This is a genomic window from Curtobacterium herbarum (assembly GCF_016907335.1).
In the GTDB taxonomy this organism is placed as follows: Bacteria; Actinomycetota; Actinomycetes; order Actinomycetales; family Microbacteriaceae; genus Curtobacterium; species Curtobacterium herbarum.
The window spans coordinates 2,051,840-2,064,015 of record NZ_JAFBBT010000001.1 but is presented as its reverse complement, the minus strand read 5'-3'; the positions used below and the strand labels follow the sequence as shown (position 1 = coordinate 2,064,015).

At 71.5% G+C, this 12,176-nt stretch carries 11 protein-coding genes and 2 tRNA genes; 12 read left to right on the top strand and 1 reads right to left on the bottom strand.

What is annotated here, in order from left to right:
• Positions 1–53 precede the first annotated feature (53 nt).
• The 7 genes from JOD51_RS09900 to JOD51_RS09870 all read left to right on the top strand — a co-directional run bounded on the left by JOD51_RS09900 (position 54) and on the right by JOD51_RS09870 (position 6,849).
• A complete protein-coding gene (locus JOD51_RS09900; protein WP_204608104.1) occupies positions 54–1,151 on the top strand; it encodes an ABC transporter permease in 1,098 nt (365 codons plus the stop codon).
• 2 nt (positions 1,152–1,153) lie between these two features.
• Positions 1,154–2,152: an ABC transporter permease gene (locus JOD51_RS09895; protein ID WP_204608103.1), complete on the top strand. Its 999-nt coding sequence runs from the start codon at positions 1,154–1,156 to the stop codon at positions 2,150–2,152.
• Complete coding sequence (locus JOD51_RS09890) at positions 2,149–3,855, top strand: ABC transporter ATP-binding protein (RefSeq protein WP_204608102.1); 1,707 nt, start codon at positions 2,149–2,151, stop codon at positions 3,853–3,855. The genes JOD51_RS09895 and JOD51_RS09890 overlap by 4 nt, the downstream gene beginning before the upstream one ends.
• 144 nt (positions 3,856–3,999) lie before the next feature.
• Positions 4,000–4,875, top strand: a complete 876-nt coding sequence (locus tag JOD51_RS09885) for an ATP-binding cassette domain-containing protein (protein ID WP_204608101.1) — start codon at positions 4,000–4,002, stop codon at positions 4,873–4,875.
• A gap of 68 nt (positions 4,876–4,943) precedes the next feature.
• A complete protein-coding gene (locus tag JOD51_RS09880) occupies positions 4,944–5,951 on the top strand; it encodes a D-isomer specific 2-hydroxyacid dehydrogenase family protein (protein WP_204611063.1) in 1,008 nt (335 codons plus the stop codon).
• Positions 5,952–6,090: 139 nt separating this feature from the next.
• Positions 6,091–6,163, top strand: a tRNA-Asn gene (locus JOD51_RS09875).
• A 143-nt stretch (positions 6,164–6,306) separates the two neighbouring features.
• Positions 6,307–6,849 (top strand): hypothetical protein, encoded by a 543-nt coding sequence (locus tag JOD51_RS09870; protein WP_204608100.1) that lies wholly within the window; start codon positions 6,307–6,309, stop codon positions 6,847–6,849.
• A gap of 67 nt (positions 6,850–6,916) precedes the next feature.
• Here the strand turns inward: JOD51_RS09870 and def are convergent, their stop codons facing one another.
• Positions 6,917–7,492 carry a peptide deformylase gene (gene def, locus JOD51_RS09865; RefSeq protein ID WP_204608099.1) on the bottom strand — a complete coding sequence of 192 codons (576 nt, stop codon included), beginning with the start codon at positions 7,490–7,492 and terminating at the stop codon, positions 6,917–6,919.
• Between the two features lie 39 nt (positions 7,493–7,531).
• Between def and JOD51_RS09860 the strand changes: the two genes are divergently transcribed.
• The 5 genes from JOD51_RS09860 (at position 7,532) to JOD51_RS09840 (ending at position 11,806) form a co-directional block, all read left to right on the top strand.
• On the top strand, positions 7,532–8,446 hold the full coding sequence (locus JOD51_RS09860; RefSeq protein ID WP_259557089.1) for a DMT family transporter: 915 nt from the start codon (positions 7,532–7,534) through the stop codon (positions 8,444–8,446).
• 194 nt (positions 8,447–8,640) lie between these two features.
• Positions 8,641–9,873 carry a glycosyltransferase gene (locus tag JOD51_RS09855; RefSeq protein WP_204608098.1) on the top strand — a complete coding sequence of 411 codons (1,233 nt, stop codon included), beginning with the start codon at positions 8,641–8,643 and terminating at the stop codon, positions 9,871–9,873.
• Positions 9,864–9,938: transfer RNA gene (locus JOD51_RS09850), tRNA-Ile, on the top strand. The genes JOD51_RS09855 and JOD51_RS09850 overlap by 10 nt, the downstream gene beginning before the upstream one ends.
• 64 nt (positions 9,939–10,002) lie before the next feature.
• Positions 10,003–11,073 carry an AI-2E family transporter gene (locus JOD51_RS09845; RefSeq protein ID WP_239539832.1) on the top strand — a complete coding sequence of 357 codons (1,071 nt, stop codon included), beginning with the start codon at positions 10,003–10,005 and terminating at the stop codon, positions 11,071–11,073.
• A gap of 199 nt (positions 11,074–11,272) precedes the next feature.
• Complete coding sequence (locus JOD51_RS09840; RefSeq protein WP_204608097.1) at positions 11,273–11,806, top strand: DUF3145 domain-containing protein; 534 nt, start codon at positions 11,273–11,275, stop codon at positions 11,804–11,806.
• Positions 11,807–12,176: the final 370 nt, after the last annotated feature.

Here is a 12,176-nt window from a genome sequence, read left to right as displayed (position 1 = left end):
GCGCTCCCACGAGGAGCGCCCCCTCTCGGCGTCATGCGAAAGGCACACACCCCGTGACCCTCACGAACCCAGAGGCGATCGAGACCGAGCCCACGAAACCCCAGGCACAGCGACGTGCCAAGGGACAGGGCGGCGGACTCGGCCGGTACATCCTCATCCGCTTCCTCCTGATCTTCCCGACCGTGTTCATCCTGGTGACCCTGGTCTTCTTCCTGATGCGCGTCGTCGGGAACCCCATCACCGCGTCGGTCGGCGGGCGGCTCACGCCCACGCAGCTGCAGGAACGCCTGCACGCCGCCGGCTACGACCGCCCGGTGATCGTCCAGTACATCGAGTACCTGGGCCAGATCGTCCGCGGTGACTTCGGCTCGTCGGTGACCGACAACCGCCCGGTGACCGAGATCATCCTGCAGTACGGCGGCGCGACGGCAGAGCTGGTGTTCTACGCCCTCATCGTCGCCCTCGTGCTCGGCATCCCGCTCGGCATGCTCGCCGCGTACCTCCGCGACAAGTGGCCCGACGTCCTGCTCCGGGCCCTCGCGATCCTGACCTACGCGACGCCGGTCTTCTTCGGCGGTCTGCTGCTCAAGCTCGTCTTCTCGGTGTGGCTCGGGTGGCTGCCGCTCGGCGACCGGGCCTCGACCCGGGTGCAGTTGATCCTCGACCGCATCGACAACCCCACCGGGGTGTTCCTCATCGACGCGATCCGGACCGGCAACGGCCAGATCATCGGCGACGTCCTGCTGCACGCGGTCCTGCCGGCGCTGACGCTCGGACTGCTGACCGCCGGCATCTTCCTGCGCCTGGTGCGCGCGAACATGATCGGCTCGCTCGGCTCCGAGTACGTCGACGCCGCCCGCTCACGCGGTGTCCGGGAGTCCAGGCTGGTCCGGACCCACGCGTTCCGACCGGCCCTGGTGCCGATCATCACCGTGATGGGCCTGCAGATCGCGATGCTGCTCGGCGGCTCGGTCCTCACCGAGACGACCTTCGGCTGGCGCGGGCTCGGCTTCGAGCTCAACCAGTACCTGTCCGCCCGCGACTTCGTCGCCGTGCAGGGCATCGTCGCGATGCTGGCGGTGATCGTCGCCGTCACCAACTTCGCCGTCGACGTCGTCGCGGCGCTCATCGACCCGAGAGTGAGGTTCTGACGATGTCCGACATCACCCTCGTCGACCGCCACGAGCCGCTGTGGAAGCGGCTCCCCGTCGTCGTCCAGCTCCGCCGGAGCACCGGATGGCAGCGCGCCATGCTCATCGTCGGCGTCGTCATCTGCGCCCTGTACCTGCTCGTCGCGGTGTTCGCCCCGCTCATCGCCCCGTACGGGTTCGGTGACCAGCAGGGTGCGGACGGAGTGAACTTCCCCCGCACCGGCGCCCCGAGCGCCGAGCACATCTGGGGCACCACGGTCGGTGGCCTCGACGTGTTCAGCCGCGTCGTCTACGGCACGCGCACCGCGGTGCTCGTCGTCATCGTCGCCGTGGTCGTCTCGATCGCGATCGGCGTCCTGCTCGGCATGGTGTCGGGCTACATCGGCGGCTGGCTCGACCGGGTGCTCGTGGTCGTCGCGGACGCCATCTACGCGTTCCCATCGCTGCTGCTCGCGATCGTGGTCTCGATCGTCGTCTCCGGCGGTGACTCGAACTACTGGGGCGGCATCACGGCGGCGGCGATCTCGATCACCGTGGTCTACATCCCGCAGTACTTCCGGGTGGTCCGCGCCGAGGCCGTGCGCCTGAAGAACGACGCCTTCGTGGAGTCGGCACGGGTCATCGGCACGAACCCGTGGCGGATCATGACCCGGCACGTGCTCCGGAACTCGACCCGGTCGCTGCCGCTCATCCTCACCCTGAACGCCAGCGACGCGGTGCTCACCCTGGCGGGCCTCGGCTTCCTCGGGTTCGGCATCGGCCCGACCCAGGGCGCCGAGTGGGGCTACGACCTCAGCCGTGCGCTGTCCGACGTCGCGAGCGGCGTCTGGTGGACGGGCGTGTACCCGGGCATCGCGATCGTGGTGCTCGTCCTCGGTGTGACGTTCATCGGCGAGAGCCTCAACGACATCTCCGACCCCCGCCTGCGTGCGCGACGACGGCTCGGGAAGCTGGTCTCCACGCGCGACAAGGCGACCACCGCCGAAGGGGCAGCAGCATGAACGGCAGCACCACGGGCCTCCCGTCCGACACGGGCCGCACCGCGGCCGACCCGGTCGTCGTCGTCGACGACCTCACCGTCACCTTCGCGACCGACGGCGGCGCCGTCGACGCGGTCAAGGGCGTCAGCCTCGACGTCCGCCCCGGCGAGGTGCTCGCCCTGGTCGGCGAGTCCGGCTCGGGCAAGTCGGTCACGGCGCGGAGCATGCTCCGGCTGATGCCGGAGACGGCGACGCTCGGCGGTGCGGTCCTGCTCGACGGCGTCGACGTCGTCGCGGTCGGGTCGCAGAAGCTCCGCGAGCTGCGCGGCACCGCCGGCGCGATGGTCTTCCAGGAGCCGTCGACCGCGCTGAACCCGGTGTTCACCGTCGGGTGGCAGATCGCCGAGGGCCTGCGCGCCCACGGCGGGGTCTCGAAGAAGGACGCGCGCGCCACGGCGATCGACTACCTGCGCCGCGTCGGCATCCCCGACCCCGAGGTGCGCGTCGACCACTACCCGCACCAGTTCTCCGGCGGGCAGAAGCAGCGTGTCGTCATCGCGAGTGCCCTGGCGCTCGAGCCGAGCGTCATCATCGCCGACGAGCCGACCACGGCGCTCGACGTGACGGTCCAGGCGGAGATCCTCGACCTGCTCCGCCGGTGCCGCGACGAGTTCGGCGCGGCGATCGTCATCATCACGCACAACATGGGCGTGGTCGCCGACCTGGCCGACCGGGTCGCGGTGATGTACCAGGGCGAGGTCGTCGAGGAAGCCCCCGTGGAGCAGCTCTTCGCCGCACCGCAGGCCGACTACACGAAGCGGTTGCTGGCCGCCGTACCGCGGCTGGAGGCCTCGACCGGTGTCGCCCGCCGTGCCCTGATCACCGAGGACGTCGAGCCCGTCGTGTCCGCGAGGGGCCTCGAGATCGAGTACCCGGGCCGGCTCGGCTCGCCGGCGTTCCGCGCGGTGAAGGGCGTCGACCTGACGATCCGCCCCGGCGAGGTCCTCGGCCTGGTGGGGGAGTCCGGCTCGGGCAAGACCACCATCGGTCGCGCCATCGCCGGCCTGACGAAGATCACCGGTGGGTCGCTCACCGTCCTCGGCACCGAGATGCTCGGGTACCGGGAGCGCGACTTCAAGCGGCTGCGGAAGGACATCGGGTTCGTCTTCCAGGACCCGGCGACCTCGTTCAACCCGCTGCTGACGATCGCCGAGTGCGTCGCCGAGCCGCTCGTCGTGCACGGGGTCGCCTCGTCGCCGCGGGCCGCACGCAAGCAGGTGGACGAGCTCATGGAGGCCGTGCAACTGCCCGCCGCGTACGGCGACCGGTACCCGCACGAGCTCTCCGGCGGGCAGCGCCAGCGCGCCTCGCTCGCCCGGTCGCTCGCGCTCCGGCCGAAGCTGCTCATCGCCGACGAGCCGACGAGTGCGCTCGACGTGTCGGTGCAGGCCCGCGTCCTCGAGCTCTTCCTCGAGCTGCAGCAGGACTTCGGGTTCGCGTCGCTGTTCATCAGCCACGACCTCGCCGTCGTCGGTGCACTGTCCGACCGGATCGCCGTGCTCTACCGCGGTGACCTGGTGGAGACCGGCACCACGGCCGAGGTCCTCGGCGCCCCGCAGCACCCGTACACGCAGCGGCTCCTGGCGTCGCTGCCGGTGCCGGACCCGACGGAGCAGGCCGAGCGACGGCGTACGCTGGAGCGACTGGAGCAGGCCGGGGCCTGACCGGACGGTGACACACCGTCGGGTGCACCCGACCAGCCAGGAGGCCCGGCCCAGTCCGCGACGCACGTCGCGCGGACGAGTGGTCCGGGCCTCCCGTCCAGCGGTGGACCGCGGCAGGGCGCACGCGGCAGGAGAAGGGGTTCCATGACCGGGGAGAACGGTCCGGCCGTCGTCGCGGACGACGTCAGCATCGAGTACCGGGGCGGGCCGGTGAAGCACCCGATCCGCGCGGTCGACGGCGTGAGCCTGACGCTCGGGTGGGGCGAGATCCTCGCCGTGCTCGGCGAGTCCGGTTCGGGGAAGTCGACCTTCGCCGCCGCCGTCGCCGGCCAGCTCGGCACGCACGGCGAGGGCGAGGGCGCGCACCGCCGGCGGATCGTCGGCGGGGAGCTCAGCGTGCTCGGCCAGCCGACCCGTCGGCTCCGACAGTCCTCGCGCCGCTACACGCGCCTGACCGGGCAGATCGGCTACCTGCCGCAGGACGGCGCCGATCGTCTGCGCCCGGACCTGCTCGTCGGCGAGGCGATCGCCGAACCCATCTACGCCCGCGACCGCCGCTTCGACCGGAAGGAAGCCGGCCTCATCGTCGCCCGCCTGGTCGACGCCGTGCACCTGCCGCTCGGCGTGCTCCGCCTCAACACGTGGGAGCTGTCCAGCGGGCAGCGGCAGCGCGTGGCGCTGGCTCGCGCGCTCGTCCTGGAGCCGCAGCTGCTCGTCGCCGACGAGCCCGCCCGCGGCGTCGACGTGCTCGTCCGGCAGTCCGTCCTGGAGGCCCTGGCCGGCCTCCAGCGGCACCGCCAGTTCGCCGCGATCGTCGTCTCGAGCGACCTGCGGGAGGCCCGCGCCCTCGCCGACCGGGTCGCGATCATGAGCGCCGGCCGACTGGTCGGGCTCGGTACGTTCGACGAGGTCCTCGACAACCCGCTGGACCCGTACGTCCGGACCCTCGCCGCGACGGCGTCGCGACCGGTGAAGCGGAAGCCGGCGACCGCCGGCCGTGGCGGGGTACGCCAAGCATGAGCGGTGGGACGGGCACGAGTGGTGAGACAGGCACGAGCGGTGGGACGGGCATGAGCGGCGGGACGGGCATGAGCGAGCAGCAGCAGGCGCGGGGGCACCGCGCGGTCGTGACGGACGCCGGGCGACCCCTGCCCGTCCGGACTCCGACGCCCGGGTCGGTGACGATCCTGCCGACGCCCACCGCCCTGCACGAGGACGCCGTCCGCCGCGCCGGTGGGACCCTGACCGCCCTCGGTGAGGACACCCGCGGCATCGTGTGGCTCGACGCGAGCGATCCGGACGGGCTGCAGGACGCCCTGACGACCGCTCCCGGCGTGACCTGGGTGCAGTTGCCGTTCGCCGGCGTCGACGCCTTCGCGCACCTGATCGCCGAGCACGGCGACCGCGTGCTGTTCACCTCGGCCAAGGGCGCCTACGCCGAACCCGTCGCCGAGCACGCGCTGGCACTGACCCTCGCGACGCTCCGCGTGCTGCAGAAGCGTGCCCGGACGACCTCCTGGTCGCGGGAGCCCGAGGGCACGTCCCTGTACGGGCGGCACGTGGTGCTCATCGGCGCGGGCGGCATCGCACTCGAGTACCTGCGGCTCGTCGCGCCGTTCGACGTCCGCGTGACCGTCGTCCGGCGCTCGACGGAGCCGGTGCCCGGGGCCGAGCGCACCGTCACCACCGACCAGCTCGACGCCGTCCTGCCGGACGCCGACGTGGTCGTGGTCGCGGCGGCGATGACCGCGGACACGTCGCAGCTCCTCGGCGAGCACCAGTTCGCGATCATGCCGGACCACGCCCGCCTGGTGAACATCGCCCGCGGTGGCCTGGTCGACACCGATGCCCTCGTCGACGCCCTGCGGTCCGGGGCGATCACGGCGGCCGGACTCGACGTGACCGACCCGGAGCCGCTGCCGGACGGCCACCCGCTCTGGAGCGAACCGGGTGCGCTCATCACGCCGCACCAGGCGGACACCCCGGAGATGGTCGCACCGCTGCTGGCCGAGCGGGTCGCCACCAACGTCCGGGCGTTCCTGGGCGGTGACGGCACCGGGTTCGTGGGCGTCGTCGATCCGGCCGCCGGGTACTGACGAAGCGGTCCTGACCGGGGCTTCCTCGGGTCGAGCTCTGCGGCGCGCCCGGGATGCGGCACCGATGCGCGGGACGCTGGACGTTTCCTGCTATGCTGTTACCCGCTGTTCAACCGCCTTCCAGCGGGACACACAGTGATCCTCGATAGCTCAATTGGCAGAGCAGCCGGCTGTTAACCGGCAGGTTGTTGGTTCGAGTCCAACTCGGGGAGCGACAGGCCCTCACCCTCCGGGGTGGGGGCCTTCTCGTTTCCTGCAGCAGCGGCGGCTGGGGCGGCAGCTCGGTCCGCGGTTCCCGGGCGTCGTGGTGCGCTTCCACAGCCGGCATGCCCGCCGAAGCTGTTAACGTCCACAGGTGCACTGCCGACCTCGACGCCCCACGACGATCGTCGCCGTGCTCGCGCTCGGGGTCGCCCTGACGGCGCTGACCGGCTGTTCCTCGAGCGAGACCGGCACTGCTCGTGCCGAGGCCGCTGACGGGCCGTCGACGACCGCCACGCAGTCGCCGTCTGGGGCGACGGACCCGTCCGGGACGTCCGGCTCGTCCGGTACCGCGCCGATCGTCTTCGCGTTCACCTGCACGGTCGGGAACGGTCCGTCGGTCGAGACCTACACGACGTCGTCGGCGGTGTGGGAGGACGCCCGTACCTCGTGCACGGCCGCCCCGATCACCGGGACGGAGCCCTCCGCACAGCAGCGGTCCGCGCTCGACGCCGCCCGCGGGGACGCCACGCTCGAGCAGCTCGCGGCAGGGTGTGCCGTCAGCGGGATCGGACCGTGGCGGTCACCCGTCGAGACCTCGTCGCAGGCGCACCTGGCGGCCGGGCTCGAACGCTACTGCCCGGGGCACCCGGACATCGAGCGGCTGCGCGACGCACTGGCGGCGTACCGGGGCTGAACCGGGCTCTCGGCGCTGCCGCCGTCGCTGCCGTTGCTGCCGCTGCCGCCGCGGACTGCGTCGGCGCTCAGCCCTCGGGGTGGTCGCGCCCCGGCAGCCAGGACTGGCCGGGCCCGCCCCAGCTGGCCTTCCGGATCGCCTTCTGCGCCTGCTTGGCGTACGGGTGGACGAGACGGTCCGCGTACAGCACGCCGTCCAGGTGGTCGTACTCGTGCTGGAACACGCGGGCGAGCCACCCGTGCGCCTCGATCTCGAACGGTTCGCCGTGCTCGTCGACCGCCCGGAGCAGGGAGCCCTCGGACCGGCGCAGCGGGAACCGTTCGCCGGGCACCGACAGGCAGCCCTCGGACTCGTCGTCCTCGTCGAGCTCCTCGATCGACTCCGGCACCGGGGGAGTCGTCCACAGCACCGGGTTGACCGCGGCACCGCGCCAGAGCACACCGTCGTCGTCCGTCCACGAGTAGACGAACAGCCGCTGGCCGACCCCGACCTGCGGGCCGGCGAGCCCGACACCGGGCGCCAGGTCCATCGTCTCGAACATGTCGGCGACGAGCGTGCGCAGGTCGTCGTCGAAGACGGTGACCTCGGTCGCGGGGGCGTGCAGGACGGGTTCACCGGTGATCCGGATCGGGAGGACGGCCATGCGACCAGGTTATCTGCGCCCGTCGGCTAGCCTCGACCCGTGACACCGGACCTGCCGATCCCCGACGTGGTGCAGAACCTCACCCCGTTCCAGGCGCTCATGATCCCCGTCGCCCTCGTCGGCGCCGTGTTCCTGTCGCTCGGCGCGCAGTTCCAGAGCCGCGGAGTGCAGCGGGTCGAAGCGCGTCTCGGACAGCAGTCGAAGGGGTTGTCGCTCCGGCACGTCCTCGCGCTCCTCGGCAGCGGCAACTGGGTGCTCGGCACCCTGATGCTCGGTGCCGCGATCGTCCTGCAGCTCGTCAGCATCACCTACGCGCCGCTCATCGTCGTGCAGCCGCTCGGTGCCGTGGCGCTCGTCGTGACGACGTGGTTCTCGTCGCGGAGCTCCGGCGTCCCGCTCGGCACCCAGGCACGTCGAGCCGTGTGGACGTGCATCGGCGGCGTCGGCCTGTTCGTGCTCATCGCCGCGCTGTACGGCCGCGAGAGCCCGATCGGCCGCGGCCAGCTCATCACCGTGCTCGTGGTCCTGGCGATCGTCCTGACGCTCGTCGTGATCTCGTTCCGCCTGGTCGCCAAGCGCCGCAACGCGCTCTACTACATCATCGGCGCCGGCATCCTCTACGGCTTCGTCGCCACCCTGGCGAAGGTCACGCTGAACCGCATCGTCAACGGCACCTTCGACTGGGTCACCGCCTTCGCCATCGTCGGCGTCGTGGTCGCCTCCGCCGTGGGCGCGTACTTCGTCCAGAACGCCTACTCGAGCGGCTCCGCCGACCTCGTCATCGCCGGCCTGACGGTCGTCGACCCGATCGTCGCGGTCGGCATCGGCGTCATCGTCCTCGACGAGGCCGCCGGTGCCCCCGTCGGCGCCGGCATCGGCTTCCTGGTCGCCGGAGCGATCGCGATCACCGGCGTCTTCCTGCTGGCCAAGCACCACCCGGACTCGCGACGGTGATGTCGGACGGGAGGCGCGCCTCCCGTCCGTCAGCCGGCCCGCGCCCGACGGTCGGCGCCGTCCCGGGGGATGACGCGGGTCCGCCGCGCGGCTGAGGCGGGCGGCCAGAGGGGTGCGGTAGCGTTCCGAACCGACCAGACCGGCGTGCGACCACCACGCGTGCCGGCGTTCGCGACGAGAGGACGACCCCCGCCGTGTCAGCAGACGCCACGACCGAGACGACCGACACCACGGCCGCCACCGGAGGGCGACGGCCGCTGCGGGTGCTCATCGCCGCCGACACGTTCGCGCCGGACGTGAACGGTGCCGCGACCTTCACCGAGGAACTCGCGCTCGGGCTCGCCGCCCGCGGGCACGAGGTGCACATCATCGCGCCGTCCTGGAACTGGTGGCACGCCGGGTCGTTCGACGAGGAGTACCGGGGCGTGACGCTCACGGTGCACCGGCTGGCCTCGTACCGGTGGCCCGCGCACGAGTGGTACCGCTTCGCCTGGCCGTGGACCGTCCGCAAGCACACCGCGCCGATCATCGCGGCGCTGCGACCCGACGTCGTGCACATCCAGTCCCACATCGTCGTCGGCCGCGGTGTCGCCCGCGAAGCGCACGACCGGGGGATCCGGATCATCGGCACGAACCACTTCATGCCGGAGAACCTGCTCGAGTACACGCCGTTCGGCAAGCGCACGACGCCGCTCGCCCTGAAGATCGCGTGGGCGGACGCGGCGAAGACGTACCGCCTGGCCGAGGCGATCACCACGCCGACCGAGCTCGCCGCCGACTACCTGCGCGACGCGATCGCCGGGCAGCCCGTGCTCGCCATCTCGTGCGGCGTCGACGCGACGCGCTACACGGCGGCCTCCGGTCGGCCCGCGGGCAACGACATCGTCTTCGTCGGCCGGGTCGCGCCGGAGAAGAACCTCGACGTCATGATCCGGGCGCTCCCGCTGCTGCCGGCCGCACTCGACGCCCGCTTCACGATCGTCGGCGACGGCGACATGATCCCGAAGCTGACCGCGCTCGCGAAGGAGCTCGGGGTCGAGGACCGGGTCCGCTTCCTCGGGTTCGTGCCCGACGAGGTCAAGCTCCGGACGCTCACCGAGGGCACCGTCTTCGTGATGCCGTCCACGGCGGAACTGCAGAGCATCTCGTCGCTCGAGGCGATGGCCTCCGGGCTGCCGGTCGTCGCGGCGGACTCGATGGCGCTGCCGCACCTGATCGACGGCAACGGATACCTGTTCACCCCCGGCGACGAGCACGACCTGGCGGCGAAGCTCACCTCGGTGCTGACCGCTCCGGATGCCGACTACCAGGCGATGCGGCAGCGCAGCCTGACCATGATCGAGGCACACGACATCAACCGCACGCTCTCGACGTTCGAGGCGTTGTATCGTGGGGAGCCGGTGGCCTCGGCCCCCGAGGGGCGGTAGCCAAGCTGGTCAAGGCAGTCGGCTCATAACCGAACGATTCGCGGGTTCAAGTCCCGCCCGCCCTACGTGCACCTGCCGTCCAAGAAGCGCCCTCCCGAAGACACGAGTCACGCGCCCACCCCGAACGTGATGTTCGAGGTGAGCCGGGCCGGTACCGGCGTGCGCGTCAACGCCTTCCGCATCGGCTTCATGGGGGCGATCGGCGTCCTCGTCGCGCTCCTCGCCGGGTCCCTCGTCAACGAGCTCGGCACGGTGCTCGTCTACATCGGCGTCGCGCTGTTCATCGCCCTGGGCCTCGACCCCCTCGTGAACCTGCTCGAGCGGTACATCCCTCGGTGGGCGGCGATCCTCATCGTGGTCGTCGTCGTGCTCGGTGCCTTCGTCGGGGTCGTCTTCGCGATCGTGCCGATCCTGGTGAACCAGGCGACGAACCTGGTGCAGAACTTCCCGGAGATCGTCGGGGACATCTCGAAGCAGGGGTGGGTGCAGGACCTGGCCCGGCAGTTCGAGGGCTCGTTCGACGTCGACCACGCGCTCGACTCGGCGCAGCAGTTCGTCGAGAACCCGGGCAACCTGCTCAGCCTCGGCGGCGGGATCCTGGCGGTCGGCAGCGGCATCCTGTCCGGGTTGACCGGGGCCCTCATCGTCATCATCCTGATGCTGTACTTCCTCGCCTCGATGCGCGGGCTCAAGACGATGGTCTACCGCTTCGTGCCGGCCTCGCGTCGCGACAACTTCGTCGAGGTCAGTGAGCAGGTGACCTCCTCGGTCGGCCGCTACGTCGTCGGGCAGATCACCCAGGCCGGCATCAACGGCGTGCTCAGCATCATCTGGCTCCTCGTCATCGGGGCGCCGCTGCCGGTGCTCCTGGCGTCCTTCGCGTTCCTCGGCTCGCTCATCCCGCTCGTCGGGACCCTCGGTGCGGCGGTCCTCATCTCGCTGCTCTGCCTGTTCGCGTCACCCGCGACGGCGCTGGCGGCGGCGATCTACTACCTCGTCTACATGCAGGTCGAGGCGTACATCATCTCGCCGCGCATCATGTCCCGCGCCGTGCAGGTGCCGGGGGCGCTCGTCGTCATCGCGGCGGTCGCCGGTGCCACGATCGGCGGCGTGCTCGGTGCGCTCGTGGCGGTGCCGGCAGCGGCGTCGGTGATCATCATCGTGCAGAAGGTGATCTACCCGCGCCAGGAGCTCTCGTAGGTCTCGGTGCTCTCGTAGCTCTCCAGGCCTTCGTCGGGCTCGTCGTCTGCGCTGCCTGGCCCGTCGTGCACGGGAGTTCTCCACCGACATGGTCCGGATGGTTGCCGTTCCCAGTCGGCACCTGGCATGATGAGCGTGTCCTCCGGGACATCACAATCGCATACCGATGGCCCGAACGGGTCCTCCGCTGTACAGGTCGATGGGGAAGTCGCACCTGACGATCGGAGGAATCGTGACTGGGACAACGTCAGGAGTGCTCTACGTGCACTCCTCACCACGCGCGCTCTGCCCACACGTCGAATGGGCGGCAGGTCGCGCGATGAACCGTGCCGTGAACTTCTCGTGGCTGGATCAGCCCGCACTCGACGGTTCGCGCCGTACCGAGTTCACCTGGTCCGGACCGGTCGGGTCCGGCGCGGCGATCGCCTCTGCGCTGCGCGGGTGGGAGCACCTGCGCTTCGAGGTCACCGAGGACGCCACCACCGAGGCCGACGGCGGCCGGTGGATGCACACGCCCGACCTCGGTGTGTTCTACGCGCAGACCGACGTCAGCGGCAACATGGTCGTCCCCGAGGACCGGATCCGCTACGCGATGGAGATCGCCGGCAGCAACGCCCTCGAACTGCACCGGGAGCTCCGGCTCGCCCTCGGGCAGGCGTGGGACGACGAACTCGAGCCGTTCCGGCACGCCGCCGAGGGCAACCCCGTCGTCTGGCTGCACCGCGTCGGCTGAGTCCGCACGTTCCTCCCGTCACGCCGAACGCCGTCCTCCGGGGCGGCGTTCGGCGTCCCGCCGGGTGCCGGGGGTGGGCCGGGGGGCCGGTGCCGGGGGTAGGGCGTAGGCCGGGGTAGGCGGGCTGGGCGCGCCGGCCCCGTGTCGCCGAGTGGTCACGTTCTGTCGGTTGCGGGCCTCCAGAGCGACGGTTCGTCACCGGTCGGCGGAGGTGAGCGGGGCGTCGTGACCGCTCGGGGGATGCTCGCCACCCCCCCCGGACGGATGGGAGGCTCGCCTCGCGACGCGGTACGGGCCTCCCGACCGGCGGGTGGGCTCGCCCGGCCCCGTGTGGCCGAGCGGTCAGGTTCTGTCGGTTGCGGGCCTCCAG

Coding starts and splice junctions, on each gene's coding strand:
- JOD51_RS09845 (WP_239539832.1), top strand. CDS start 10,003: ATGTTCGAGGTGAGCCGGGCCGGTACCGGCGTGCGCGTCAACGCCTTC.
- JOD51_RS09880 (WP_204611063.1), top strand. CDS start 4,944: ATGAGCGAGCAGCAGCAGGCGCGGGGGCACCGCGCGGTCGTGACGGAC.
- JOD51_RS09895 (WP_204608103.1), top strand. CDS start 1,154: ATGTCCGACATCACCCTCGTCGACCGCCACGAGCCGCTGTGGAAGCGG.
- JOD51_RS09890 (WP_204608102.1), top strand. CDS start 2,149: ATGAACGGCAGCACCACGGGCCTCCCGTCCGACACGGGCCGCACCGCG.
- def (WP_204608099.1), bottom strand. CDS start 7,492: ATGGCCGTCCTCCCGATCCGGATCACCGGTGAACCCGTCCTGCACGCC.
- JOD51_RS09840 (WP_204608097.1), top strand. CDS start 11,273: ATGGGGAAGTCGCACCTGACGATCGGAGGAATCGTGACTGGGACAACG.
- JOD51_RS09885 (WP_204608101.1), top strand. CDS start 4,000: ATGACCGGGGAGAACGGTCCGGCCGTCGTCGCGGACGACGTCAGCATC.